Origin of the sequence: Paraflavitalea pollutisoli (assembly GCF_029360705.1) — a bacterium.
GTDB classification, from domain to species: Bacteria; Bacteroidota; Bacteroidia; order Chitinophagales; family Chitinophagaceae; genus Paraflavitalea; species Paraflavitalea pollutisoli.
The window spans coordinates 1,938,961-1,963,509 of record NZ_JARKMX010000008.1 but is presented as its reverse complement, the minus strand read 5'-3'; the positions used below and the strand labels follow the sequence as shown (position 1 = coordinate 1,963,509).

Here is a 24,549-nt window from a genome sequence, read left to right as displayed (position 1 = left end):
TCAAATTTGCTTCGCTTCTTCGTGCAGCAACCTGACCAGTTCAGCAGGATTGTCGGCAGGGATCAGCTTTACACCAGCCTTGGCAGGTGGCAGTTCAAATCCGGCGATGGACGTCAGCGTGTCGGCTGCCGCAGGCTCCACCACTTTCAGGGGCTTGGTACGGGCACCCATGATACCTTTCATATTGGGAATGCGTTGCTCGGCCATCCCTTTCTGGCAGCTTACTACCAGGGGCAGCGCCGCTTCGCACACTTCTTCACCACCTTCTATTTCGCGGGTGATGGTAGCGGTAGTACCGTTGAGGTCAAATTTGGTAGCGAGGGCTACATAGGGCAGGTTGAGCAACTCAGCCACCATACCACCAATGGAAGAACCATTGTAATCGATGGTCTCACGACCGGTGAATACGAGGTCGTAGTTACCTTGTTTGGCTACTTCGGCGATCTGGGTAGCGATATAGAAACTGTCCTGGCTGTCGGCATTCACGCGGATGGCTTCATCACCACCCAGGGCCAGTGCCTTGCGGATGATCGGGTCGGCCTCTGCGCCGGCTACGGTCAGCAGGTGCAACACCGTGGACGGGTCTTTTTCTTTCAATTCAATGGCGCGTACGAGCGAATACCACTCGTCGTAGGGATTGATGATCCACTGCACGCCATCCGTTGCGAATTTCGTATTGTTATCGGTGAAGGCTATTTTTGCCGTTGTGTCCGGCGTTTTGCTGATACAAACTAAAATCTTCATAACGTTTATTTTTTGTAGCCCTGCGGGAGCAATCGTGCCAGGGCGGGAATTAAGGTTGTTTATGCAACCAATCCTTATACAAATATAAGTGCCGCAAAGATAGTTTTGAAATATTTAATGGGGCAATTAAGATGGACCGAATTGACAAATTGAAGACTTTTCTACAGGCCAATCCCGACGACGCATTCCTCAAGCATGCGCTGGCATTGGAATATGTGAAATTGGGCGACGAAGCCGGGGCCCGGAATTTATTTGAAGAGATCCTGGCCCGCGACCCGCTATATGTGGGTTCTTATTACCACCTCGGCAAATTGCTGGAAAGGGTGGGGCAGCCGGCCGAAGCGCTCGACTGGTACGAAAAAGGGATGGCCGCGGCCCGCCAAGCCGGCGACCGGCATGCGCTGGGCGAGCTGCAGGGGGCTTATGATGATCTGGCGGATGTGTGAGGAAAGGGGGGCAGCAAGGTAAGAAGGCTGTGGGAAACAGGTATCAGCCAACATGATCAATAACGAATGAGTTTACTTCAACGATATTTAGCTTTCATCAAACAGGAACAGCTGTTCACGGCCAACGACAAATTGCTGTTGGCGGTGAGCGGTGGCATCGATTCTGCCGTTTTGTGCGCACTATGCCACCAGGCTGGCTACGATTTTGCGATTGCTCACTGTAATTTCCGCTTGCGCGGAGCGGAGAGCGACCGCGACGAAGCTTTTGTGCGCAGCCTGGGTGAAAGATATGATCGTGAGGTGCTGGTGCAGTCCTTCGATACGGAAGCCTACGCCTTGCAGCACAAGGTATCCATACAGGTAGCAGCCCGTGAACTACGGTATGCCTGGTTTGCGTCGTTGATGCGCGATGAAAACAATGTTTCAAAGACCGACGCGCCCACAATGCCAGACTTGCCGGGCATTGCGGCAGCAGTTGTACCTCGCTTCGATTATCTGCTCACGGCCCACCACCTCGACGACAACGTCGAAACCCTGCTGATGAAATTCTTCAAGGGCACAGGTATCGCCGGCCTGCAAGGTATACTGCCCAAACAAGGCACGATCGTACGTCCCCTCCTGTTTGCTCGCAAGGAAGAACTGGTCAGCTTCGCCGAAACAGCACAACTGCAGTGGGTAGAGGATAGCTCCAACGCCCAGGATAAATACGCCCGCAATTTCCTGCGCCTGCAGGTGCTGCCACTCCTGCAACAATTATATCCGGAAGTAGTCGGCAACCTGGCTGGTAATATCGACCGTTTCCGCGATGTAGCCCTATTGTATCATCAATCCCTCCAGCAACATTTGAAGCAATTACTTGAACAGAAAGGGGAAGAAGTGCATATCCCCGTATTGAAACTGAAGCAGCACGAACCGTTGACGACCCTCGTGTACGAGATCGCAAAACCGTATGGCTTTACCGCTGCCCAAACCGCCGCTATCATCCACCTGCTCGACAGCGAGACGGGGCGCTATGTGGCTTCCGCCACCCACCGCATCATCCGCAACCGCAACTGGCTGATCATAGCACCGGCCATCTCAGATGCCGCTCAACATGTACTGGTGGAGGCTACTGATCAGTCCATCGCCTTCCCCGGTGGGCAACTACAGCTGCAACCAATGAGCGTGAAAGAGGTACCCGTACCGATCGTCGATGCGCCGGTAGTGAAAGAAGAGGCCGCGACAGCAGGTAAAAAGAAGAAGACAGTGCCCAGGCAGGCCGCCAATCCATACGATCCCGTGGCGTATATCGATCGCAAGAGTCTCGAATTTCCCTTGTTGTTGCGCCCCTGGAAAGCCGGTGATTATTTCTATCCCCTGGGCATGCAAAAGAAAAAGAAGCTGGCCCGCTTCTTCATCGACCAGAAATTATCGGCCACCGACAAGGAAAAAGTATGGGTACTGGAAAGCAACAAACGCATCGTTTGGGTAATAGGGATGCGTATCGACAACCGTTTCCGGGTGGTCGCAGCTACCCGCCAGGTAATGCAGGTTACGTTCAGCTCAGGTAATCCCTGATCTGGTCGATGAACCTTTGCAGTACATGGTACTCGGAGAAGATGGCCCCCATTACAATGATAAAGGCGATACCATATAACGCGCCCCAGATGTGGGCCGAGTGGTTGATATTGCCACCACCGCGCCTGTCCAGGTAAGAAGAGATACCGAGATACAGAAAACCAAATATGAAACCGGGGATCTTCAAACCCGGCAGGATGATCAAACCGAGGTTTGCGGTAGGGAACAGGATTACATAGATAAATATGACAGCCGATACCGCACCGGAAGCGCCCAGGCTCCGGTAATACGAATCTTCTTTGTGTTTGGCATAAGTCGGCAGCAGGCAGAAACCAAGCGCCGTGATATACATCAGCAGGTAGAATAATTTTCCTTTTTCCTGAAACAGACTTTGGAAACCCGACTCCACACTATCACCAAACATGTACAACGCATACATATTAAAGATCAGGTGCAACCAGTCTGCATGGATGAGTCCGCAGCTGAAAAAACGATACCACTGCTTCTGGTAGGTGACCGCCGGCGGGTAAAAGATCAGGTCATTGTAGATCCTTTCGTTGCTGAAGGCCGAAATGGAAATGATCGCGGTTATGATGATAATAATTAAAGTAATGCTCATTGTTCGCTATTGGGTTCAAATCTACTTAAAAAGTGGACAGTTCCAAGTCTAACTATGGTGATACTTCTCGTTTCGGAGAATGGTGCAGGCCCGGTACACCTGCTCGGCGAGGATCAGCCGTACGAGTTGATGAGGAAAAACCAGTTCGGAGAGTGACCAGGTATAGTTGGCACGCTTCAACACGGCGGCATCGATGCCATAAGCACCACCAATGAGAAAAACCAGCCGCTTCGCACTTTCATTGGCCCGCGCCTGTACAAATTTCGCCAGTCCTTCCGAATTCATCGACTTGCCTCTTTCGTCGAGGGCCACGAGATAGTCCGTCGGCTCCAGCCATTCCAGGATGGTTTCGCCTTCTTTCTTTTTAAGGTCCATATCGCTCAGCATGCCGGCATTCTTCGGCACGGGAATAATCGTCCACTGCACCGGAAAATATTTGGAGATGCGGTTGGTGAAATCCTCTATGCCTGCATGGACATAAGGTTCATTTTTTTTCCCTACTGACCAGAACTGGATCTTCATGGGGCAAAAGTAAAAAGATTTGCCCGCATCACGAGTTCATGGTGAACTGTCAACGAATTTATTCTTCAATGTACTGAACGAACATGCCTTTTCAGATGGGGCTATTCTTCCTTCTTTTTCCGCGAAACATTTTTCGCCCGCGCCTTGCTGTGTTTAGCGCTGTCCTCTTCGTCTCCAAAGAGTTTCCCCCAGGGCCGCAGGTCTTCTATGCGGTCGAAGATGATCTTCAGGATAGCAATGACGGGTATAGACAGGAACATGCCCGACACGCCACAAAGCAATCCTCCCACTACCACACCGGCAATTGTTACCAGGGCATTGAGCTTTACTTTGGAGCCAACGATCTTGGGCATGATGATGTTATTGTCGATGAACTGCACCACCAGCAATACCACGAGCACCCAGATGGGCTCGCTCAGTTTGTCGGAGGTGGTCAATGTCACCAGCATACAGAAGATCGAGGCGATCAGCATGCCGATATAGGGCAATATATTCAGCACAGCCGCAAATACGGCAAGGAAGATGGCGTATTTGATGCCGAGGATCAGGAACCCGGCTGCATTGATCGCCGATACAATGACGAATTCGATCAGCAGGCCTACCATATAACTTTGTACAACGGTTCTGGATTCATTGATGATGGCCGCCACTTCATCTGGCGGTGTTTTACTGAATACTTCAATGAAGAACTGCCGTATCAGTGACCGGTAATATAATAGCAGGAAGACATAGATCGGGAGTAATACCGTCGTGGTAACAACACTGGTTAGGGAAGAAAAAGCACTCCCCATCGCACCCTGGCCAGAGCTTTTCATGGAGGCTACCGCCTTGTTCACCAGGTCGTCCTGCTCACGCAGGGAGAGACCAAACCGCTGCCGGATCCAGGTTTGCACGGTCTGTACATGCGTATTGATGCCTTTCTTGATCTGATCGAAATCATTTAAGAAAGAAGCGATCTGCGACGACAGAAAGTACAATATACCGCCCACCAGCAGGGCTGCCGCGAGCAGTGCGATCATGGTAGATACCGCCCGGCCAAGGCCTTTACGTTGTAACCAGTTGCAGATCGGTATAAGCAGGATAGCGATGAGCATGGCGAGAGCAAAGGGTACTACCAGGTCGGCGCCAACATAGATAAATAAGCAAAGGAGGGCGAGCATCAGCAAGACCATGGTAAACCGGAAGTAAAACGGTTGTTGTTGTGTCATCAATATGTGTTTAGGTAGGTAAGGCGGTATTCTACGTGGTTGTGCTATCAATTCCTGTGCCTCCGGTGTGCACGGGATGGCTGGCAATGGTTTTGCATAAGCCCGGTTAAACACTTTTTATGATGAGACCTGCTCTTGTATATACTTTATTGGCGATGTTCCTGGTAAGTCTTTCTTCGTGCGAGGTGATTGGTGGTATCTTCAAAGCCGGTGTGTGGACGGGTATCCTGGTCGTAGCCGTGGTGGTCGGCTTACTGATCTGGCTGATCGCGAAGATGGGGGGTAAAAAATAAGGCCACCGGCAAAAGCCGGCAGCCTGCTATAAATCGCCTACCTATGCGCTTATCGGATGATCAGGTGTTGCCTGGTTTGCACACCCTGATCGCCGGTGATGCGTACGATGTACGTACCGGCTGTTTTGCTGGCCGTGGGCGGTACGGAGAGTACCTGGCGGCCCGTGGTGAATGAACGTTTTTCTGACTGCAATACCCGGCCATTCATATCCACCCATTCTACCTGTGCCCGGTTGAGCTTCGTGGCACATTCTACAAATACCTGGTTACTTTCTACAACAGTCGGGTAGATCCTGAAGCCACCCGTCAACGGTATGCTGACAGCCACCAGTGTGGAGTAGCGCACGGAACCATCTTTGTCTACCATAGCCAACCGGTACCAGGCCTTGCCGCCGCCGGGTTGCACATCGGTGTACGTATAATTCTGTACGCTGTTCGTAGCCTGTGTAGCCACCTTGGCGATATCGCGAAACTGCAGTCCGTCGTTACTTTTCTGCACCATAAAATGGTTGAAGTTGATGGCGTCGGCGGCAGACCAGTTGAGTACGGTCTTGTTGGCATCATTGGGCGTAGCGGTAAAGCTGATGAGGTTGACCGGCAATACCGTCAGTTGGGTCATGTTGAAGGAGAGACGGTTGTCACCGGTATTCTCATAATATTCCAGCACAATATTGTAGGTGCCATTGAGGCCGTTCACCGTTTGGTTGCTTACATAGTAAGACTGTCCCTGCCACCTGTTGATGATCCAGGTATTGCCACCATCGAGACTGAGGCGGTAGCCGTCGTCGCCACCCACTGTAAACTGATAGCTTCCACTCAGCGTAGCCCTGGTACGGAAACGGGCACTGAAATCATTGGTCGTGATGCTGCAATTGCTGGTATTGAAAGTGCCGCTGGAGCTGCCGAAATTTTCATCGAACTGCATACCGCTGCCACTGCCGCGGGTAATATAACCTCTGTACATGTTGAAGTTTTGACCCTGGTACAGGTAGCCGATCCAGCTATTGCTGGTGCCATACGCGGTAGGATCTCCATCACCCACACAAATGGTCTCCACGTTGAAGGTGACGCGGTTGGCGCCAAAGCGTTCATAATATTCCAACACCAGGTTCACGCTGCCATTCAAATGCACGTCGTAGGTGCTGGAGGTATAGCCGTGTTCGCCCCAGTTGTTGATGATCCAGGTGTTGCCGCCATCGATGCTCAGGCGGTATCCATCATCACCACCCGCTGTAAAGCGGTAGTTCGCATCCGCAAAAGTCTTGGTCAGTTTGAAGCGTACAGAGAATTCCTGCGTGACGATATCACAACCATTGGTTGCGAAGTTGACGTTTTCGCCACCGAAACTTTCATCGATCGCGGGGTTACTGGCGCTACCGCGGTTAACATATCCTTTATAGGTGTCGAAATTAATGCCCTGGTACAGATAAGCGATCCAGACATTGCTGGTGCCGCTCGTGGTTTGGTCGCCCTGTGGTGTACAGGTTTGGCTGGTAGCCTGTGTAGAAGCCATCGTAATGGCCAGGAATAAAATAACAGCGATACGGGTGTAAAAAGGGTACATGACGATTTGTTTGCGTTCGACAGGTAGGAGGCCATCGACATGCCAGAAAATAGAGGCTTAACGATCAGTTGGTTACGCATGACCCTTGAATTCATTCATTCCCATAGATGGAATTTAATTATTAAAATGAGCCAGAAATGATCGCTTCTTATAAAATAGGTTGTATGATCATTCAATCGGGTACAGGGTATAAGAATCTCTTTAGAAATACATTAAGAATCGATTATAAAGTGATCTATCTCAGCCGATCCCCTTAATTTTGCCGCGGCAATTATTGTGAAGATCAAACTCGTCATACAAGTTGTATTGTGCATGCTGCTGGGCGTCGTCGCCCGTGCAGAAGGTCCGCAATTCAAAAGGCAGTCGAAGGCGATCATTGACCATACGTGTACCAAGCTCGACCGCATCATGGCGGCCACCGGGTACCAGGACGATAACGATAGTTTTGCTTCGCGCACACCCGTGCACCGCCATGTACGGCACAAGTCCCGTTTCAGGGTAGTGGCACCTTATACCGTCACAGCCGGTCAATCCGGAAGCTCCTCTCGTTGCTTCGATCGACACGAATTGACGGTTCCATTGCCAGGCAGCAATGCAGCTCACCTGTTGCCTTTTTATTACATCTTTCTTTTCCGGTTTACTCCTTTCTGAACCGGCTCCACCTCCTTTTTATTGATCGCTTTTGCTGATGGCTTCGTCAAGCCACCCATGTAGTATTTGCTTTACCGGACAATGCTTGCCGGCTATGTGTGCACACATAGTCTGACAGGCTTTATTGGGCCGGTCATCCATACGCGACCTCATTCTAAACTAATACCATCGTTATGAAGATTGTACATGTTGCCGCCTTGCTGGGCCTGGTCTATGTGACCGGCTGTACCGCCAAGGGCAATACCAAGGAAAAACAAAAGGATATTGAATTGCCCGTATTGCAATTGGGTTACAAAGACACGTTGCTGCACCGTTCCTATGTAGCGACCATCAATGCTTGTCAAAATGTAGAGCTGCGTGCCAAAGTCGATGGCTTTCTCGAGCAGGTACTGGTAGATGAAGGACAACTGGTCAAAAAAGGACAGGCCCTGTTCCGTCTCAACGATGCGGAATTTAAAGTCGCCGTAACAGAAGCCAATGCCTTACTGGCCAGCGCCGAGGCGGAGGTCAAAGCCGCCGAGGTGGAAACCAACCGGGTGAAAACGCTGGTCGGTAAAAATGTACTGTCTGCTTCCGAAATGGACCTGGCCAAAGCCCGCCTGGCCGTAGCACAGGCCAAAGTCGCGGAAGCGCAGGCGCAGGTTGAAAAAGCCACGATACGTTATTCCTATACTTTGATCCGCGCGCCTTTTGACGGTATCATCGACCGCTTGCCCAACAAGCGCGGCAGTCTGATTGCCGAGGGCACCTTACTCACCACCGTATCCGATATCCATGCGATGCATGCTTATTTCAATGTATCGGAAAATGAATACCTGCATTATATCAAGGCCGGACAAACCGGTAACCGGATCGGTCAGTCGGTAGACCTCATGCTCGCCGACGGTACCACCTACAAACACGAAGGGAAGATCGAGACCATGGAAAGCGAGTTTGAGCGGGAGACCGGCTCCATCGCTTTTCGCGCCAACTTTCCCAATCCAGGTAAGATCCTGAAACACGGCGCCAGCGGCAAAGTGATGCTCACCTCCGTCGTGCCGAAGGCGCTGATGGTGCCCTCCCGTTCGGTATTCGAAATACAGGACAAGAACTATGTGTTTGTCGTCGGGAAAGACAATGTCGTCAAGATGAAAAACTTCATACCGGAAACCCGGGTGGAGGATTTTATACTGGTCCGCTCGGGCCTCTCGGCAGAAGACCGCATCATCTATGAAGGCGTGCAGAACATCCGCGATGGTAACAAAGTAGTGCCGCGGCCAGTATCGATGGAGGCTGTCATGGCCGAACAGACCGAGGAGTAACTGCTGTGTCAACAATCATGTGTGCTGGTCAATAACCGACCGGCAATAGAATGGATTTGCCTGTACCGACAGGATATGGTTTCAACTTAAAAATTACCCATGCTCGAAAAGTTTATACGCAGGCCGGTGTTGTCGCTGGTGATCTCGCTGATCATCACGCTGCTCGGTGTGCTGGCTTTGTTTACGTTGCCCGTGACCCAATTCCCTGATATCGTACCGCCTTCCGTAGTGGTGACCGCCAATTACAATGGTGCCAATGCCGAAGTGTGTGCCAAAGCGGTGGCCACGCCGCTGGAACGCGCCATCAATGGCGTACCCGGCATGACCTACATGAACTCTGTGAGTAGCAACAACGGGGTAACGCTCATTCAGGTGTTCTTTGAGGTAGGCACCGACCCCGACAATGCTGCCGTCAACGTACAGAACCGCGTGACCACGGTATTGGATGAGCTGCCCGAAGAGGTGATCAAGGCAGGTGTCACCACCGAAAAAGAGGTGAACAGTATGCTGCTGTACCTCAATATCATGAGTAAGGATAGTACGGTCGATGAAGAGTTCATCTACAATTTTACCGATATCAATGTGCTGCCCGAGCTGAAGCGGATCAATGGTGTTGGTTTTGTCGACATCATGGGCGCCCGGGATTACTCCATGCGGGTATGGCTCAAGCCCGACCGCTTACTCGCTTACAATATCTCTACCGAAGAAGTGATTGCCGGACTGCGCGCGCAGAACATCGAAGCGGCGCCCGGGGTAACGGGCGAGAACTCGGGTAAAGACAAGCAGGCCAAACAATATGTGTTGAAATACACCGGTAAGTTCAGTACGCCGGAACAATACAAAGAAGTGGTGTTGCGGGGTAATAACGATGGCTCCGTATTGCGACTGCGCGAAATAGCCGATGTGGAATTCGGTACGCAGAGTTATGACATGGTGTCGAAAACGGATGGCCGCCCTTCGGCCTCTATTATGATCAAGCAACGGCCTGGTTCCAATGCCCAGGAGGTGATCGCCAACATCAAGTCGAAGCTGGAAACTTTGTCACAAACGAGTTTTCCGCCGGGTATGGAATACAACTATGCCTACGATGTAAGCCGCTTCCTCGATGCCAGTATTCACGAGGTGATGCGCACGCTGGTAGAGGCGTTTATACTCGTGTTCCTCGTGGTTTTCATCTTCCTGCAGGATTTCAGGTCCACTTTGATCCCGGCCCTGGCAGTACCGGTGGCCCTCATCGGTACGCTGGCCTTTATGCAGTTACTGGGTTTCTCCATCAATATGCTGACCTTATTCGCGCTGGTACTGGCCATCGGTATTGTGGTCGATAATGCCATTGTGGTGGTGGAGGCCGTGCACGTGAAGATGAGCCAGTTTCACATGAACGCGATGGACGCCACGGTGGAAGCCATGAAAGAGATCGGCAGTGCCATTGTGGCCATCACGCTGGTGATGTCGGCGGTATTTGTGCCGGTGGCCTTCCTTTCCGGGCCGGTAGGGGTATTCTACCGCCAGTTCTCGCTGACGATGGCGATGGCCATCGTGATCTCCGGTATCAACGCCTTGACCCTGACGCCCGCGTTGTGCGCACTCATGCTGAAGCATACGCCCAACACCGGCAGGAAGAAAAGCTTGCTGCAACGTTTCTATGGCTCCTTCAACAAAGGCTATGATGGTACAGAAAGAAAATACGGCCGACTGGTGCAGTGGATGGCGGGGCGCCGGTGGGTGACGCTGCTGATGCTGGCCTTTTTTACCGGCGCCATCCTGCTATCGGGCAAGCTGTTGCCGACGGGTTTCATTCCGGCAGAAGACCAGGGCATGATCTACGTGAACGTGACCACGCCGCCGGGCTCTACGGTAGAGCGTACCGAGGCCGTGCTGGATGCGGTGCAGGTGGCCATCAAAGACATGGGCACCATCGAAAACGTCAGTACGCTGGCGGGCTACAGCCTGATGAGTGATATTACCGGCGCTTCTTATGGGATGGCGATGATCAACCTCAAAACCTGGGAGGAACGGGAAGAGACGGTACCCGAACTGATCACGGTACTGAAAGAAAAGACCAAACACATCTCCGACGCCGCCATTGATTTCTTCTCACCGCCTACGGTGCCAGGCTTTGGTAATGCAGGTGGCTTTGAACTGCGCCTGCTCAACCAGAACCGCGGCGATGACCTGAATGAAACGGCCAAGGTATCGGAAAAATTCCTCGATGCGCTGAGCAATCATCCTGCGATCTCCGGCGCCTTTACCAGTTTCGATCCCAATTTCCCGCAATACCTGATCCATGTAGACCAGGAGATGGCCGCCAAGCAGGGCGTGACGATCGACAATGCGATGAGCACACTGCAAACCTTGCTCGGTAGTTATTATGCGACCAACTTCATTCGCTTTGGACAGATGTACAAAGTAATGCTGCAGGCATTACCGCAATACCGTGCGAATCCCGAAGACGTGTTGAAGTTGTACGTGAAGAACAGCAAGGGAGAGATGGTGCCGTATTCCAACTTCATCCGCATGGAGCGGGTATATGGCCCGGAGCAGATCACGCGCTACAATATGTATACAGCGGCCATGATCAATGGAGATGCCGCGGAAGGCTATACGAGCGGACAGGCTATTGAAGCGATCAAATCGACGGCAGATAGTGTGTTGCCCCGTGGCTATAGTTATGAGTGGAGTGGTATGACCCGTGAGCAGATCCTGTCGGGCAACCAGGCTATTTACATATTCATCGTGGTGTTGGTCTTCGTATACCTGTTGCTCGCCGCCCAATACGAAAGTTTCGCCTTGCCGCTGGTGGTGTTGTTATCGCTGCCGGCCGGTATTGCCGGAGCCCTGGCCCTACTGCTGGTAACCGGGCTCGAAAACAATATCTATGCGCAGGTGGCGCTGGTGATGTTGATCGGCTTGCTGGGCAAAAACGCGATCCTGGTGGTGGAGTTTGCCGTGCAGCGGCAGAAGGAAGGATTGACTGTGTTGGCAGCAGCACGGGAAGGGGCCGTATCGCGTTTGCGGCCGATCCTCATGACCTCTTTTGCCTTCATTGCGGGCCTGATACCCTTGTGTGTAGCCTCCGGTGCGGGGGCGATGGGCAATCGCTCGATCGGTACGGCAGCAGCCGGTGGTATGCTGGCCGGTACCATACTTGGCGTTTTCCTGATACCGGGTTTGTATGTGTTGTTGTCGAAGAAGAAGAAAGGCAACAAGGCAGTTAAAGCCAGTCATCAAGAGGCTGTAACGCTTACAGGCAGCGAGGCAACAAGTGAAAAAGGCAACGAGGCACCAAGGGTAGATGACCAGGAAGCCGACGACCGCCAGAAGGCCTAGTGGCAACAAGCTATTTTATCAAACAAGTCATTACATGAAGCAAGCGTTCAAACATACCAGCTATCTATCTTTTTTTGTTCTTGTCATCAGTGTACTGCCGGCCGGTTGTAAGGTCATGGCGCCACAACCCGAACCGTCTGTCAAAGGGCTGCCTGCACAGTACAACCGGCCGGATTCCGTACAGGCAGCCGTACGGACTACCGATTCAGTACAGCTCGATTTCCGGAAATTGTTTCCCGACGAGCACCTGGTGAGCTTTGTCGATTCGGCCTTGCGGCACAATACCGATCTGCAGATTGCCCTGCAAAAAGTGATCACGGCAGAAGCGAGGCTCGTAGCCCGCCGCGGCGCCCTGGCTCCCTCGCTCGATGGGGTCATCAGCGGCAGTGCCGACCGGTATGGCGACTATACCCTGAACGGCGTTGGTAACTTCGATACCAACCTGTCACCCAATATCAACAAAGACCAGCGTATTCCTACCAGTCCGACCACAGATATGTTCATTGGTCTCCGCAGCAACTGGGAGATCGATATATGGGGCAAACTGAAGCACCTGAAGAAAGCGGCATTGGCCGAAGTGCTGTCTACCCGCGAAGCAAGGCAGTTTGTGGTGACCAACCTCGTGGCACGCCTCACTGCCGGCTATTATAACCTATTAGCGCTGGATGCTGAACTGGGCATTGTACAACGCAACGTGCAATTGCAGGAAGAAGCGCTGGAGATCGTAAAGGTGCAGAAGGAAGGAGGCCGGGCCACCGAGCTGGCCGTACAGCAATTCAATGCACAATTGCTCAATACACGCGCCATCGCGTACACGCTGCAGCAGGAGCGCATCGGCGTAGAGAACGAACTGAATGCCCTGGCGGGCAATTATCCGCAAACCATCCGGCGCGATACCGGTTTGTCGCGTACTTCCGGTATCGTGATCACGGCAGGGGTGCCAACTGCTTTGCTGTCCAACCGTCCCGATATACGTCAGTATGAATACCAACTCGAAGCGGCCCGCGAAAATGTCGTGGCCGCCAGGAGGTCCTTCCTGCCTTCGCTGGTGATCAGTCCGTATGTAGCACTCAATGCTTTTACGCCGGGCCTGTTGTTCAAAGGCGGCTCTGAAGCATTTGGTGTATTGGGAGGCATTACCACGCCGTTCCTGCGGCAGGGTGAACTGCGGGCGCAGTATACCATCGCCAATGCGGCGAACCGCGAAGCCGTGTACGAGTACCAGCAAGGTTTGCTGGATGCTTACAGCGAAGTGGTCACGCACATGAGTGCGGTGGAGAACAACCGCCACGCCTATACCATCAAGAAACAGGAGGTGGAGCAATTACGGGCAGCCGTGGTCACGGCACGTGACCTGTACCTGTCGGGATATGCCAATTACCTGGAGGTGATCACTGCGCAGAAGAATGTACTGGAAGCCGAGCTGCAACTGGTGCGGCAGAAACGCGACATCTTTGTGGCACAGGTACAGTTGTACCGCGCCCTGGGTGGTGGCTGGCAGTCGCCACCCGTATCCAGCATTCGATAGATGTATTAATGGACAGGGTATATCATCAGGCCAATGCGGCTGCTGCGGTGGGAGCGATGCTTACAGGGGCAGCGCATAACTGCTCTTCACGCGGTCCATCACCACATGCGTATAAAAATGCTTGACATTGGGATTGTCCATCAGTAGTTTCTTGGAGAATTGTTCGAAGTGCTGCATGTCGCGCATGTTGACGATGAGCACAAAATCATAGGTGCCGGTCACATAATAACACTGGGCCACTTCTACACTTTTTTGCATGGCGGCTTTAAACTGGTCAACAGCTTTAGAGCCGCCTTCGTGTAAGATGACGTCTACCACACAGGTAATGCCTACGCTGGCTGCCGCCGGTGCAATGATTGATACATCGGCTTCGATGATCTTCTTTTCGCGCAGGCGGGTCAGGCGCCTTTGAACGGCGCTTTGACTGAGGTTCACCTTCTTGGCGAGTTGATCCGTGGTGAGGCGGTTGTTCTGCTGCAGCAGGCGTAATAGCTGCTTATCCTGTTCGTCGAGCTCGTGCATAATTTACCCGTTGTAGGCCTAAAATTAGAGAAATAAGTATTGCCCGGAGCGAAAATGCGCCGATTATGCATGGGTGGGCGAGTAGTTTTGTGTGAAAGTTATAGCCATGAATCATGTTCGAACACACGGGGGCTTGTCCCCCGTTTTTAGTCCGGCCGACGTAGAGTCGTTTCGCCGGGATACACCGGGCACGCAGCAGGTGATCCATTTCAACAATGCCGGTTGCGGATTGATGCCACAGTCGGTACTGGAATCCCAACTGGATCACCTGCACCTGGAAGCCACGATCGGTGGTTACGAAGCAGCCGCCTTGCGGGAAGATGCTATACGCGGTTTTTATGCGCAGGCGGCCTTGTTGCTCAACTGCCGGCCGGGTAATATAGCGTTTACGGCCAGTGCTACCGACTCCTATACACGGGCCCTTTCTTCCATTCCATTTGAGCGCGGAGATGTAATCCTGACAGACCGTGACGATTTTGTATCCAACCAACTGCAGTTCCTGGCGCTGGAGAAAAGGTTCGGTATCTCCATTGTGCACATCGACAATTCACCGGAGGGAGGTGTCAACGTGCAGGACCTCGAGGCCAAACTGCATTGTTACCAGCCCAGGTTACTGGCGATCACCCATATCCCGACCAATTCGGGACTGGTACAACCTGTGGAAGCCATAGCGGAGGTGTATAAAGCGTATCGATCTATATATCCTGACAAAACCTGGTATATCCTGGACGCCTGTCAGTCGGCCGGACAGCGCACGCTCGATGTGCAGGCATTGGGCTGCGATTTCCTGAGCATTACCTGTCGCAAGTTCCTGCGTGGCCCGCGGGGTACCGGTGCCTTGTTCATTGCCAACAGGGCATTGGAGGCAGGCCTGGAACCCCTGTTCATCGATATGCGTGGGGCAGAGTGGGTGAGTAAAGACGAGTATCGGCAACAACCGGATTCGCGGCGTTTTGAAGATTGGGAGTTCAACTATACCACCGTGATCGGTACCAAGGTTGCCATCGAGTATTGTTTATCGATAGGGGTTGACAAGATACAGCAGCAGGTGCAATGGCTGTCGGGTATGATGCGGGAAGGGTTGGCAGATATTCCCAAAGTGCGCGTGTTAGAGCGTGGGGCCGAGCTGGGCGGACTGGTCACCTTCCACCTCGAAGGCGGCGATCCGGTGCAGATCGTACAGGCATTGGCAGCACGCAAGATCAATGTAGTGCCCAGTTACCGGGCATTTGCCGTGCTTGATTTCGATGACAAAGGGGTGCAGTGGGCAGTGCGTGCCTCGCCACATTATTACAATACCGTAGAAGAGGTGGGGGCATTCCTGGCAGCGGTAGAAGCCATTGCTCGATGACAGCCTGCGGCGCTGCTTGCCTACTAGTAGACAAGTACCAGGAAGTATTTGAAAGCTTGTGCCCGGCATCACACCGGGCACAAGCCGTGTATGGTTAGCGCTTCACTTCATGGCTGAGGCATACTACACCTGAACTGAAAACATGGGTCTGCACGAGTTTCAGCGAGGCTTTTTCCCGGATGTCTTTGAATACGGGAATGCCCTTGCCCAACAATACGGGATTGACGAACAGCCAGCAGGCATCGATCAATCCTGCTGCCAGTAAGGAGTGGGCAGTGGTGGGACTACCAAACAACAGGATCTCTCCGGTCGTGTTTTGTTTCAATTCCCGAAGTGCCGTGGCAAAGTCCTTTCCGATCACGGTGGTATTGGTGAAAGCGGCCGGGTCGAGGGTTGTTGACAACACCACTTTGTGCACCTGCTTGTACCAGGCGGCGTGTTCCCGATCGTGTTTCGTGGCACCTGGCTGTTCCGCCGCCGTTGGCCAGTAGCCTTCCATCATCCCGAAGGTGACGCGCCCATATAAAGCGGTATTGGTTTGCGCGATTCTTTCCGCGCCGAAATCAAAGATCTCCTGGTCTACATGTATCCAGTCCATTTCTCCGTGGGGTCCGGCGGCAAAGCCATCGAGCGAGGTGTGCATGAATAAAACAATATTGCCCATAATAGAAAATCGTTTTGAGGTAAATGTATGACCTGCCATCCAGGTCGGATCAATGTACAAATCTCTGCGAATTACCTGTAATTGCTTTGGGCAAAAACGACAATTAGCGGGGCGATTGCGTCAATATGCTGCCATCGCCCAAACAGGTTGGTCAACCAGTGAATAAAAAGCCGCCCCACTGTCGGTGAGGCGGCCTTGTATCGTAGTCCGGCTGTATTACAGTTTTGTCTGCGTAGACCAGCTAACGGTTGGGTGGCTATTGGGGGCATTGATGGCATTGAGCACTTCAAAAGACAGTTCGACCGAATTGATCTTATTGACCGTCTTCACTTCGATGGTCACTTTTCCGCCGGCGGGGATCGTTACCAGGTCGGAGTGGCTGTCGAACGTGTATTTAGACTTGTTCTTCAGCGTGAAGGCCGAGCTGGTAAGATTTTCGATCTCGATGTCAAGCACCGTTGTCTTTGCCCGGTATTTGGCGCTGGTGATCTTTAATGATTCCTTCACCAACGGAACAAGGTATTCATCGCGGCCGATGAGCAGGTCTTTGAAGAAAGCTACCGTGCGGCGGTTCATCAACCCTTCCTTGATACCGGCAGCGGTCGTATCCTTAGAAAATACCAGCGTGATGGGACGATGTCCACCCTTGGGTACGCCAAAGGTCCAGTCTACCAGTTTGTGTACATCACTGGTGCCCATGATGGTAAGGTTGTTGTCGAGCGCGATCTGCAGCGCTTCGTCGGAGTAACTGCCATCGTTGACGACTTCAATGCCGTCGAGCAATTTTTCCTTGATCAGCATCTTGTGCATAGGGGTGAGCGTTGCCATGCCGTCGGGGCGCTGGGATACCCACATCGGGTGGTTCCAGAAAGTGAAAGCGTTCTGGCGTTTGGCTTCGCGAAATACTTCTACCGAATCACTGATCAGCATTTTGTTGGCGTCTTCGATGAAGACGGCGTTGTTATGGCCGGGCGGCATTTTACGGGTGATCTCCGATCCGCGAATGATGAGCAGGTGATGGTCCTTGGCTTCTTTCAACGCCAATTCATAGGAGCGGTTGCGGTCGGGGTGGGGGATATCGGCTTTGTGCGGCTGGTATTCCAGGTGCTCGGTGAGAGAGATGGCATCCAGGCCGTCCATCAGGGCTTCCGCCACGCGGATATCGGGCCAAACGGCGCCATCGGAGAATACGGTGTGCATGTGCAGGTCGCATTTCATGACGTGGTAGCCCGGCACGTTGGGAAATTTGAGCGCACGGCCCATGCGGTGGCTATGGGGCGCTTCTTCGGTTTGGGCCATGGTGTGCAGGGATATCAGGGAGAATAAGACGACAGACAGTTTGTGCATGGGTGACTGTTTTTTGGGGCGAAAAGGTAGGAGAAAAGGCTGATGCGGATTGTTAACTGTGGATTATTATTCCTGCGTTTTTTTGCCGGCCGGTGTATTTTTGCCAGATGCAATTGACGGCAGAACAGAAGGCAATCGTACAATCGAAGGGGGATATCAGGATCAATGCGGTGGCAGGATCGGGTAAAACGACGACCATCATGGCCTATGCCAAGGCCCGGCCCGGAAAAAGTATCCTGTACCTTGCTTTCAATAAAGCCGTGAAGCTCGAGGCAGTGCGGAAATTTGCGGAGCTGAAGCTGGATCATGTAAAAGTGGAGACGGCGCATTCACTGGCCTACAAGCATATTGTGTTCAGGCACCAATACAAGGTACGGGCCCTGGGGTATAAATCAACCGATATCGTGTCCATCCTGGGCCTGCACAGCAGTGAACGCCATGGTGAACATATCCTGGCCAACCATATCCACAAGTTTGTGGGTTATTTCTGCAACAGCGACGCCCGTCGCGTACAAGACCTCAATTACCAGGACATCGTCACCGATAAGGTGGCGGCCAAATTCGTCAAAACCTATTACGAGCAGATCGAACGGCAGACCCGTCTATTCCTCGCCAAAATGGACAAAGGAGAGATCGAGGTGACCCACGATTTTTACCTGAAGAAATTCCAGTTGTCCAACCCACAGTTGGGTTACGACTATATCCTCTTCGATGAAGGACAGGATGCGTCGGCAGCGATGCTGGATGTTTTCTTCCGGCAGTCTGCCACCAAAGTGATCGTGGGCGATACGCACCAGCAGATCTATGGCTGGCGTTTTGCCGTCAACTCCCTGGAGAAAGCGAAGTTCAAGACCTATCAGCTCTCCACTAGTTTCCGGTTCGGACAGGACATTGCCGACCTGGCTATGCGGGTACTCACCTTCAAGAAACACCTCGACCTCGATGGCGATGTGACCATCCAGGGCAGCGGGGTAGCCAAACAGGTGAAATCGAAGGCGGTGATCGCCCGGTCGAACCTGGGACTGCTGCTGGCAGCCATTGGACTGGTACAGGAAGGTAAGCTGAAAAAGGTGTATTTCGAAGGCAATATCAATTCGTACACCTATGCCGATGAAGGCGCTTCCCTGTACGATGTGCTCAACCTGTACAACGACAAGAAGCAGTTGATCCGTGACGAACTGATCAATGGCATGAAGGATATGAAGGACCTGGAGGAATACATCACCAAAACGGAAGACAAACAGCTGTCGATGATGGTGGAAGTGGTGAAGGAGTATGGCAACGAACTGCCGATCATTTTGAAGTCACTGAAGGAAAAACACGTCAAAGACGAAGACAAGGCAAAAGCAGAGATGGTATTCTCTACGGTGCACCGCTGCAAGGGCATCGAGTACGACGAGGTACAACTGGCGGATGATTTCATTACCGAGCTGCGCCTGAAGAAAATGAAGGAAGAAAAGAAGAAAGAAGATGTAGACCTGGCGCGCCTGAATGAAGAGATCAATTTATTGTATGTGGCGGTGACGCGTGCAAAAAAGCAATTGCTGATGCCAGATGATATGATGCCGGAAGGCCATGCCTTCAATGCCCATATCAAGGCATTGCCCCCGAAAAAAAGGGCAGTGACCAGCACGAGCGCAGGAAGCTACAAGCGTCCAACCGCTGCTAAGCCATTTAAGCGGGAGCAGACCAAGTCGGCCGGCTTACCCTGGGATCATGAGCTGGATGATGAACTGACGATCTTGTATGGTGATGGGAAAAGTATTGCCGAGTTGGCCGAGCATTTTGGTCGCACCCGGAGTGCGGTGGCGATGCGCATCAGCAGGCTTGGGCTGGAACAATAGTAATTATAGCACAATCATCATTGAAAGGGCGGCGCAACAACCGGTTGCGTCGCCCTTTTTATTTCGTATTTGTCAAACAATAAAATACTTTCACTTTTAATCTCCACCTTTTTAGTAGACTTCTTTCTTTTTAGCTATCTTTGAGCCCATACCTATCTTATACCTATTAAACTTCTCCTTGTCCTGGTAAAAAACGAATAAGAAAGGGAATGCTGTCACATTCCCTTTGGTGTTCAAGTTACTTCAGTGGCTCCCTCTGACGATGGGCCAGCATTATTGTTAACCTAAACCATGCTAAGGTATGCAAAAAAAACAACTGCTACCCTTGGGGCGATGGTGTGTGCAAGCTATTGCGCCAACCACCGTTCTTCCCCGTGTTTTCTTCCTTTCTCTGGGTCTTTTTTCTACTGGTGTCCTCCAGGCACAAAGCGGTAGCAGTCCCGTTTCGGCTGATGCGAGTGCTTCTAAATCCATTTCCGGTAAAGTATTGAACGAGGAGGGGCAACCCCTGGAAGGCGTCAGTGTGTTGGCCAGGGGCACACAAGCAGTAGCACTGACGGATGCCTCCGGCGCCTTTCAACTCTCGTTGCCGGCCGGTGCGCGTCGCCTGGTATTCTCGGCAGTGGGATTTGAAACCCAGGAGGCCGATGCGGTACGCAATACGTTAATCGCCATTCGTCTCAAGCGCCGTGATACGGCCCTCAATGAAGTGGTGGTGGTAGGGTATGGTACGCAAGGCAAGAAAGGCTTTACCGGCGCTGCGGCACGCATCAATCAAAAAGCGATCAAAGATATCCCGGTACAGAGCTTCGACCAGGCATTATCTGGTAAGGCGGCGGGTGTAAGCGTAGCCATTCCCAATGGCGTATTGAACAATCCGCCCGTCATCCGTATCCGTGGCGTGAATTCTATTTCACTGAGCTCTTATCCCCTGGTGGTGATCGATGGTATTCCTGTCAATACGGGCGATATCTCTTCGAACACCAGTGTGCCCAATAACCCGTTGAGCATTCTCAATCCGTCCGACATCGAGTCGATCGATGTATTGAAAGACGCAGCCTCTACCGCCATTTATGGTTCACGGGGCGCGGCGGGCATCCTGCTGATCACCACCAAGAAGGGTACGGTCGGTAAGGTGCGCACCAATTACGATGCGTGGGTGGGCTTCTCGAAGGATACCCGTTTCCCCGACGTGCTGAAAGCACAACAATATATGGACCTCAAAAATGAAGCGGTACTTAATGCCAAGATACTTGGAGGCAATGAGAACAATGCTTCCGTAAGGCCGGCGTTGTATTTTCCTTCTTACAATGCCGATGGGTCGCTGGTCGATACCGACTGGAAAGAGGTGATCTACCGTACCGGGGTATCGCACAACCACGCGCTGAGCGTATCGGGTGGTTCACAAAGCACCAATTATTATTTCTCGGCCAACTTCAGCAACCAGCAGAGCTTCCTGGTGGGTAATGACTTCGAGCGGCTGGGCTTACGTGCCAATATCGACCACAAGGTCAACGACTGGCTGACGATCGTGTTGAATTCTACCTATAATAAATCAGATAACCGGTCGTACAACTCAGGTTCATTGCCTGGTACGACGATGTCGACAACGGGTGCCGGTCGCCTGGCTATTGCGTTGCCGCCGAACGTAGCTGCGTACAATGCCGATGGTGCCTATAATATCAATAATACGGGCGGACAGTTGGGCAGTGGCGCCAACCTGCTGAGCTTCCCGTTGTTCAATCCGGTGGCGGTGTTTGACCTCAACCGCAATACCTCGGCGAGCGACCGCTTCCTGGGGCGTATTAGTGCCAATGTGCGCCTGCTGAAGCAACTGCAGTTCAGTACCACGTTTGCATATGACCAGATCAAGAATGAAGATGTGGCGTACAAGAGCCCGACCTTTGGTTCCGATGCGTATAGTACCCTGGGTTCGATTGCCAATACGGCTTCTACCCGCGAGAACCAGGCCTGGACCAATACCCTTACCTACGAAGACCGTTTTGTTGATCATCACCTGAATGTGCTGGTGGGTAACGATATTCAAAAGTATGATAACTCCATCTGGGGTATCCGCGGTACGGGTGCATCCGATGATTTCTTTGAATACATACAAGGCGGCTGGGCCAATATTGCTACCGGTGGTGGCAGTATCGGAGAGCGTGTATTTGCGTCTTTTTTCTCCCGCCTGACCTATGATTTCAAAGGCCGTTATTTCCTGACGGGTAATTTCCGTCGCGATGGAAACTCGGCGCTGGCTGCTGGTAAAAAGTACGGCAATTTCGGTGGTGTGTCTGCTGGCTGGGTGCTTTCAGAAGAAGGGTTCTTCGAGCGCTCGAGCCTCTCCAATATTTTCAGCCAGGTAAAGCTGACGGGTAGCTGGGGTAGGGTAGGCAATGGTAACCTGACCAATGATTTTGGTTCTTATGGATTGTATAACGCCTCCCTGTATGGCGCGGCACCTACCTGGGCTTTGTCGCAGATCGGCAACCCGGCCCTGAGTTGGGAGACGAGCGAGCAAACCAATATCGGCCTGAACCTGGGCATACTCAACAACCGGGTGCAGGTGGAACTGGCTTACTTCAACAACAATGTAAACGGACTGGTTTTGAATACGCCCTTATCGCCATCCATGGGTATACCGGGCAATGCCATCCTGTCGAATATCGGCTCCTTGTACAACCGCGGTATCGAGTTCAGCGTAAATGCCAACATCCTGCGCAACAAAGACCTGAGCTGGGATGTAGCCTTCAACTACACCAATATCCGCAACAAGGTGACGGCGCTGGCCAATGGCGAAGACATCGTGGGGTATACGGCTTCCAATCTGAACAATACCAACATTACACGCGTTGGTCAGTCGGTGGGTACGCTCTATGGTGCCATCAGTGCCGGCGTGAATCCGGCCAACGGCCGTCGCATTTTCATCAACTCCAAAGGCGAGCAGGTGCAATACAGCTTTGTAGTAGCGCCGGGCGAGAACAACTGGACCTACCTCGATGGGAAGAAAGCAGAGGCGATCACCGCTACTGATTTTGTACCGCTGGGCAATGCCTTGCCCAAATGGTATGGTGGCATCACCAACAATATCTCGTACAAGAACTTCGATGCGAGCTTCACGTTTACCTATGCTGGCGGTAACTATATCATGAATGGCACCAAGACGACGCTGCGTGACCAGATCTTCTTCAACAATTCAACAGATATGTTGCGCCGCTGGACGAAAGCGGGTGATGTAACCGATATTCCCCGCGTGGTGTACAATGACCGTATCTCCAACGGTACGCAGTTTTCCATCAGTGAGAACGTAGAGAAGGGTGATTTTGCCCGCTTGCAGAATGTGGTGATCGGCTACCGGGTGCCAACGTCATTGCTGAGCCGCGTGAAACTGAGTTCGCTCCGTGTATATGCGCAGGCTACCAATGCCTTCCTGATCACCGGTTATACCGGCGCCGATCCGGAGATCTCCACCAATGGCAACAACAATACCACGCCGGGCGTGGAATTCAACTCAGTGGGACAGGCCCGTACGATCACATTTGGTATCAATGTAGGTTTTTAATGCTTTATGTATTTAATGGATTAACATGAAAAAGACATTCATCAATAGAGCGGCCTGGGCGGTGGTAGTGAGTGCGGCGATCGGTATGACCGGTTGCGATAAAATACTCGACACTTCTTCGCCTTCGCAACTGAGCTCATCCGATATATTCAAAACGCCTTCGCGTATTGCGGGGCTGGTCAATGGAGCGTACAAGTCCTTGAAGAGTGCAGGCGGCCGCCTGTTTCTCAATGCCGACATCCGGGGCGAGGAATTCATCAACCTGACCAATAATGCGTACACCGGCTTCGATGGCTGGGCGAATAACTATTCAGGATCATCCGCCGATGTGGCCAGTGTGTGGGAGTCTTATTACGCCACGATCAACAACGTCAATATCCTGATCGATGGATTGGAAAAGACGACCGGTGTGATCAGCGAAGAACAGAAGAAGCAATACGTCGCAGAAGCGCGGTTTATTCGCGCGGTATCTTATTTCAGCCTGGTGACCTTGTATGCGCGCCCTTACGCAGAAGGGAATGGAGCGGGCAAGGCATTGCCTTTGCGCTTGCTGCCGGAAACATCGGTCGCCAATAAGGACCTGGCGCGTAGTACGGTAGCGCAGGTGTACGAGCAGATACTGAAGGATCTTGATGTTGCAGAGACCAACCTGCCGGAAAAATATGGCACCAATGAGTTGAATACGACCAGGGCGCACCGCAACACGGCGATTGCTTTCAAAACGCGGGTGTATTTGAATATTGGTCAGTATCCCAATGTGGTGAAGGAGGCTGTGAAGATCGTGCCGCAGGCCGATGCGCCGTTTGCAGCCACTACCGGTGTGTTGCACGCGCTGCAAACGAATATCGTGACGATATTCAGCAGCAATTATACCACCACGGAGTCGGTGTTTTCTTTCCCGGTAACCCAGGCCGATGGCCCGGTGACGGCATTGGGGGCTTCTTATAATGCCAATGCAGATTTCTCTTTGAATACAGAGGGTATTCATGGCAGCACACAATGGGGCGCCAGCGATGCCCGGCGCAATATGGTGCGGCTGAATACAGCCAATAGCCAGTATTTCCTGACGAAGTATGCCAAGCCATCGCCTTTTTTGGATTATATCCCGGTGGTGCGCTATGCGGAAGTGTTATTGAACTATGCCGAGGCGGCAGCGCGTACCGGCAATCAGTCGTTGGCAGTGAAGCTGCTGAAGGCGGTGCATGGTCGGTCGGATGCCGGCTATGTGTTTGCGGCGGGTGATATCGATACAGAAACAAACCTGGTCAATACCATCTGGAAGGAACGGCGTATTGAATTGCTGGGTGAAGGTTTCCGGTCGAATGACCTGTTGCGTAACCTGCTGACCATCCCGGCCAAGCGCAGCAGCAGTTTCAACGCGCGCGCGGTACCACCCACGGATGCGGCGTATGTGTGGTCGATTCCCAATACAGAGATCGTGTCGAACAAACTCATCAATCAATAGAGTTCATTATTATTCCATCAATTCGATAAAA

Annotated in this window: 19 protein-coding genes; 11 read left to right on the top strand and 8 right to left on the bottom strand. The window is 52.3% G+C overall.

All coding sequences use genetic code 11. The annotated features are described in order from the left end of the window. The gene (locus P2W70_RS21690) at nucleotides 1–744 is read right to left on the bottom strand and encodes an electron transfer flavoprotein subunit beta/FixA family protein (protein WP_276483626.1); all 744 of its coding nucleotides are present in this window, start codon (nucleotides 742–744) and stop codon (nucleotides 1–3) included. A 131-nt stretch (nucleotides 745–875) separates the two neighbouring features. Here P2W70_RS21690 and P2W70_RS21685 point away from each other — a divergent pair, with 131 nt between their 5' ends. Together P2W70_RS21685 and tilS are read left to right on the top strand one after the other, a co-directional pair. Continuing rightward, nucleotides 876–1,190 (top strand): tetratricopeptide repeat protein, encoded by a 315-nt coding sequence (locus tag P2W70_RS21685; RefSeq protein WP_276483625.1) that lies wholly within the window; start codon nucleotides 876–878, stop codon nucleotides 1,188–1,190. 66 nt (nucleotides 1,191–1,256) lie between these two features. Further along, nucleotides 1,257–2,747 (top strand): tRNA lysidine(34) synthetase TilS, encoded by a 1,491-nt coding sequence (gene tilS / locus P2W70_RS21680; protein ID WP_276483624.1) that lies wholly within the window; start codon nucleotides 1,257–1,259, stop codon nucleotides 2,745–2,747. Here the strand turns inward: tilS and P2W70_RS21675 are convergent. The 3 genes from P2W70_RS21675 to P2W70_RS21665 all read right to left on the bottom strand — a co-directional run bounded on the left by P2W70_RS21675 (nucleotide 2,728) and on the right by P2W70_RS21665 (nucleotide 5,096). After that, nucleotides 2,728–3,366, bottom strand: a complete 639-nt coding sequence (locus tag P2W70_RS21675) for a rhomboid family intramembrane serine protease (protein WP_276483623.1) — start codon at nucleotides 3,364–3,366, stop codon at nucleotides 2,728–2,730. The genes tilS and P2W70_RS21675 overlap by 20 nt on opposite strands. A gap of 48 nt (nucleotides 3,367–3,414) precedes the next feature. After that, a complete protein-coding gene (locus tag P2W70_RS21670; RefSeq protein ID WP_276483622.1) occupies nucleotides 3,415–3,888 on the bottom strand; it encodes a 23S rRNA (pseudouridine(1915)-N(3))-methyltransferase RlmH in 474 nt (157 codons plus the stop codon). 101 nt (nucleotides 3,889–3,989) lie between these two features. After that, nucleotides 3,990–5,096, bottom strand: coding sequence for an AI-2E family transporter (locus tag P2W70_RS21665; protein WP_276483621.1), 1,107 nt, complete (start codon nucleotides 5,094–5,096; stop codon nucleotides 3,990–3,992). Between the two features lie 119 nt (nucleotides 5,097–5,215). Here P2W70_RS21665 and P2W70_RS21660 point away from each other — a divergent pair, with 119 nt between their 5' ends. Then, nucleotides 5,216–5,389, top strand: coding sequence for a phosphatidate cytidylyltransferase (locus P2W70_RS21660; protein WP_276483620.1), 174 nt, complete (start codon nucleotides 5,216–5,218; stop codon nucleotides 5,387–5,389). A gap of 49 nt (nucleotides 5,390–5,438) precedes the next feature. Here the strand turns inward: P2W70_RS21660 and P2W70_RS21655 are convergent, their stop codons facing one another. Further along, nucleotides 5,439–6,953 carry a PA14 domain-containing protein gene (locus P2W70_RS21655; protein WP_276483619.1) on the bottom strand — a complete coding sequence of 505 codons (1,515 nt, stop codon included), beginning with the start codon at nucleotides 6,951–6,953 and terminating at the stop codon, nucleotides 5,439–5,441. Between the two features lie 276 nt (nucleotides 6,954–7,229). Between P2W70_RS21655 and P2W70_RS21650 the strand changes: the two genes are divergently transcribed. The 4 genes from P2W70_RS21650 to P2W70_RS21635 all read left to right on the top strand — a co-directional run bounded on the left by P2W70_RS21650 (nucleotide 7,230) and on the right by P2W70_RS21635 (nucleotide 13,763). Beyond that, entirely contained in the window at nucleotides 7,230–7,604 is a 375-nt protein-coding gene (locus P2W70_RS21650; protein WP_276483618.1) for a hypothetical protein, read from the top strand. Nucleotides 7,605–7,777: 173 nt separating this feature from the next. Further along, nucleotides 7,778–8,905: an efflux RND transporter periplasmic adaptor subunit gene (locus P2W70_RS21645; protein ID WP_276483617.1), complete on the top strand. Its 1,128-nt coding sequence runs from the start codon at nucleotides 7,778–7,780 to the stop codon at nucleotides 8,903–8,905. A 99-nt stretch (nucleotides 8,906–9,004) separates the two neighbouring features. Beyond that, on the top strand, nucleotides 9,005–12,235 hold the full coding sequence (locus tag P2W70_RS21640; RefSeq protein WP_276483616.1) for an efflux RND transporter permease subunit: 3,231 nt from the start codon (nucleotides 9,005–9,007) through the stop codon (nucleotides 12,233–12,235). A gap of 34 nt (nucleotides 12,236–12,269) precedes the next feature. Next, nucleotides 12,270–13,763 carry a TolC family protein gene (locus P2W70_RS21635; protein WP_276483615.1) on the top strand — a complete coding sequence of 498 codons (1,494 nt, stop codon included), beginning with the start codon at nucleotides 12,270–12,272 and terminating at the stop codon, nucleotides 13,761–13,763. A gap of 60 nt (nucleotides 13,764–13,823) precedes the next feature. On the opposite strand, the gene P2W70_RS21630 is transcribed toward P2W70_RS21635, so the two are convergent. Continuing rightward, a complete protein-coding gene (locus P2W70_RS21630; protein ID WP_276483614.1) occupies nucleotides 13,824–14,285 on the bottom strand; it encodes an Lrp/AsnC family transcriptional regulator in 462 nt (153 codons plus the stop codon). A 106-nt stretch (nucleotides 14,286–14,391) separates the two neighbouring features. Between P2W70_RS21630 and P2W70_RS21625 the strand changes: the two genes are divergently transcribed. After that, nucleotides 14,392–15,636 (top strand): aminotransferase class V-fold PLP-dependent enzyme, encoded by a 1,245-nt coding sequence (locus tag P2W70_RS21625; protein ID WP_276483613.1) that lies wholly within the window; start codon nucleotides 14,392–14,394, stop codon nucleotides 15,634–15,636. A 94-nt stretch (nucleotides 15,637–15,730) separates the two neighbouring features. On the opposite strand, the gene P2W70_RS21620 is transcribed toward P2W70_RS21625, so the two are convergent. Together P2W70_RS21620 and P2W70_RS21615 are read right to left on the bottom strand one after the other, a co-directional pair. Next, on the bottom strand, nucleotides 15,731–16,300 hold the full coding sequence (locus P2W70_RS21620) for a dihydrofolate reductase family protein (RefSeq protein ID WP_276483612.1): 570 nt from the start codon (nucleotides 16,298–16,300) through the stop codon (nucleotides 15,731–15,733). A 216-nt stretch (nucleotides 16,301–16,516) separates the two neighbouring features. After that, the gene (locus P2W70_RS21615; RefSeq protein WP_276483611.1) at nucleotides 16,517–17,647 is read right to left on the bottom strand and encodes an Sb-PDE family phosphodiesterase; all 1,131 of its coding nucleotides are present in this window, start codon (nucleotides 17,645–17,647) and stop codon (nucleotides 16,517–16,519) included. Nucleotides 17,648–17,754: 107 nt separating this feature from the next. On the opposite strand from P2W70_RS21615, the gene P2W70_RS21610 reads away from it, so the two are divergent. The 3 genes from P2W70_RS21610 to P2W70_RS21600 all read left to right on the top strand — a co-directional run bounded on the left by P2W70_RS21610 (nucleotide 17,755) and on the right by P2W70_RS21600 (nucleotide 24,518). Next, the gene (locus tag P2W70_RS21610; protein WP_276483610.1) at nucleotides 17,755–19,491 is read left to right on the top strand and encodes a UvrD-helicase domain-containing protein; all 1,737 of its coding nucleotides are present in this window, start codon (nucleotides 17,755–17,757) and stop codon (nucleotides 19,489–19,491) included. Between the two features lie 301 nt (nucleotides 19,492–19,792). Continuing rightward, the gene (locus tag P2W70_RS21605) at nucleotides 19,793–23,053 is read left to right on the top strand and encodes a SusC/RagA family TonB-linked outer membrane protein (RefSeq protein ID WP_276483609.1); all 3,261 of its coding nucleotides are present in this window, start codon (nucleotides 19,793–19,795) and stop codon (nucleotides 23,051–23,053) included. A gap of 25 nt (nucleotides 23,054–23,078) precedes the next feature. Then, entirely contained in the window at nucleotides 23,079–24,518 is a 1,440-nt protein-coding gene (locus P2W70_RS21600; RefSeq protein ID WP_276483608.1) for a RagB/SusD family nutrient uptake outer membrane protein, read from the top strand. The last annotated feature ends 31 nt before the right edge of the window (nucleotides 24,519–24,549 follow it).

Coding starts and splice junctions, on each gene's coding strand:
- P2W70_RS21675 (WP_276483623.1), bottom strand. CDS start 3,366: ATGAGCATTACTTTAATTATTATCATCATAACCGCGATCATTTCCATT.
- P2W70_RS21625 (WP_276483613.1), top strand. CDS start 14,392: ATGAATCATGTTCGAACACACGGGGGCTTGTCCCCCGTTTTTAGTCCG.
- P2W70_RS21635 (WP_276483615.1), top strand. CDS start 12,270: ATGAAGCAAGCGTTCAAACATACCAGCTATCTATCTTTTTTTGTTCTT.
- P2W70_RS21665 (WP_276483621.1), bottom strand. CDS start 5,096: ATGACACAACAACAACCGTTTTACTTCCGGTTTACCATGGTCTTGCTG.
- tilS (WP_276483624.1), top strand. CDS start 1,257: ATGAGTTTACTTCAACGATATTTAGCTTTCATCAAACAGGAACAGCTG.
- P2W70_RS21645 (WP_276483617.1), top strand. CDS start 7,778: ATGAAGATTGTACATGTTGCCGCCTTGCTGGGCCTGGTCTATGTGACC.
- P2W70_RS21600 (WP_276483608.1), top strand. CDS start 23,079: ATGAAAAAGACATTCATCAATAGAGCGGCCTGGGCGGTGGTAGTGAGT.
- P2W70_RS21690 (WP_276483626.1), bottom strand. CDS start 744: ATGAAGATTTTAGTTTGTATCAGCAAAACGCCGGACACAACGGCAAAA.
- P2W70_RS21615 (WP_276483611.1), bottom strand. CDS start 17,647: ATGCACAAACTGTCTGTCGTCTTATTCTCCCTGATATCCCTGCACACC.
- P2W70_RS21610 (WP_276483610.1), top strand. CDS start 17,755: ATGCAATTGACGGCAGAACAGAAGGCAATCGTACAATCGAAGGGGGAT.
- P2W70_RS21640 (WP_276483616.1), top strand. CDS start 9,005: ATGCTCGAAAAGTTTATACGCAGGCCGGTGTTGTCGCTGGTGATCTCG.
- P2W70_RS21655 (WP_276483619.1), bottom strand. CDS start 6,953: ATGTACCCTTTTTACACCCGTATCGCTGTTATTTTATTCCTGGCCATT.
- P2W70_RS21630 (WP_276483614.1), bottom strand. CDS start 14,285: ATGCACGAGCTCGACGAACAGGATAAGCAGCTATTACGCCTGCTGCAG.
- P2W70_RS21660 (WP_276483620.1), top strand. CDS start 5,216: ATGATGAGACCTGCTCTTGTATATACTTTATTGGCGATGTTCCTGGTA.
- P2W70_RS21670 (WP_276483622.1), bottom strand. CDS start 3,888: ATGAAGATCCAGTTCTGGTCAGTAGGGAAAAAAAATGAACCTTATGTC.
- P2W70_RS21685 (WP_276483625.1), top strand. CDS start 876: ATGGACCGAATTGACAAATTGAAGACTTTTCTACAGGCCAATCCCGAC.
- P2W70_RS21605 (WP_276483609.1), top strand. CDS start 19,793: ATGCAAAAAAAACAACTGCTACCCTTGGGGCGATGGTGTGTGCAAGCT.
- P2W70_RS21620 (WP_276483612.1), bottom strand. CDS start 16,300: ATGGGCAATATTGTTTTATTCATGCACACCTCGCTCGATGGCTTTGCC.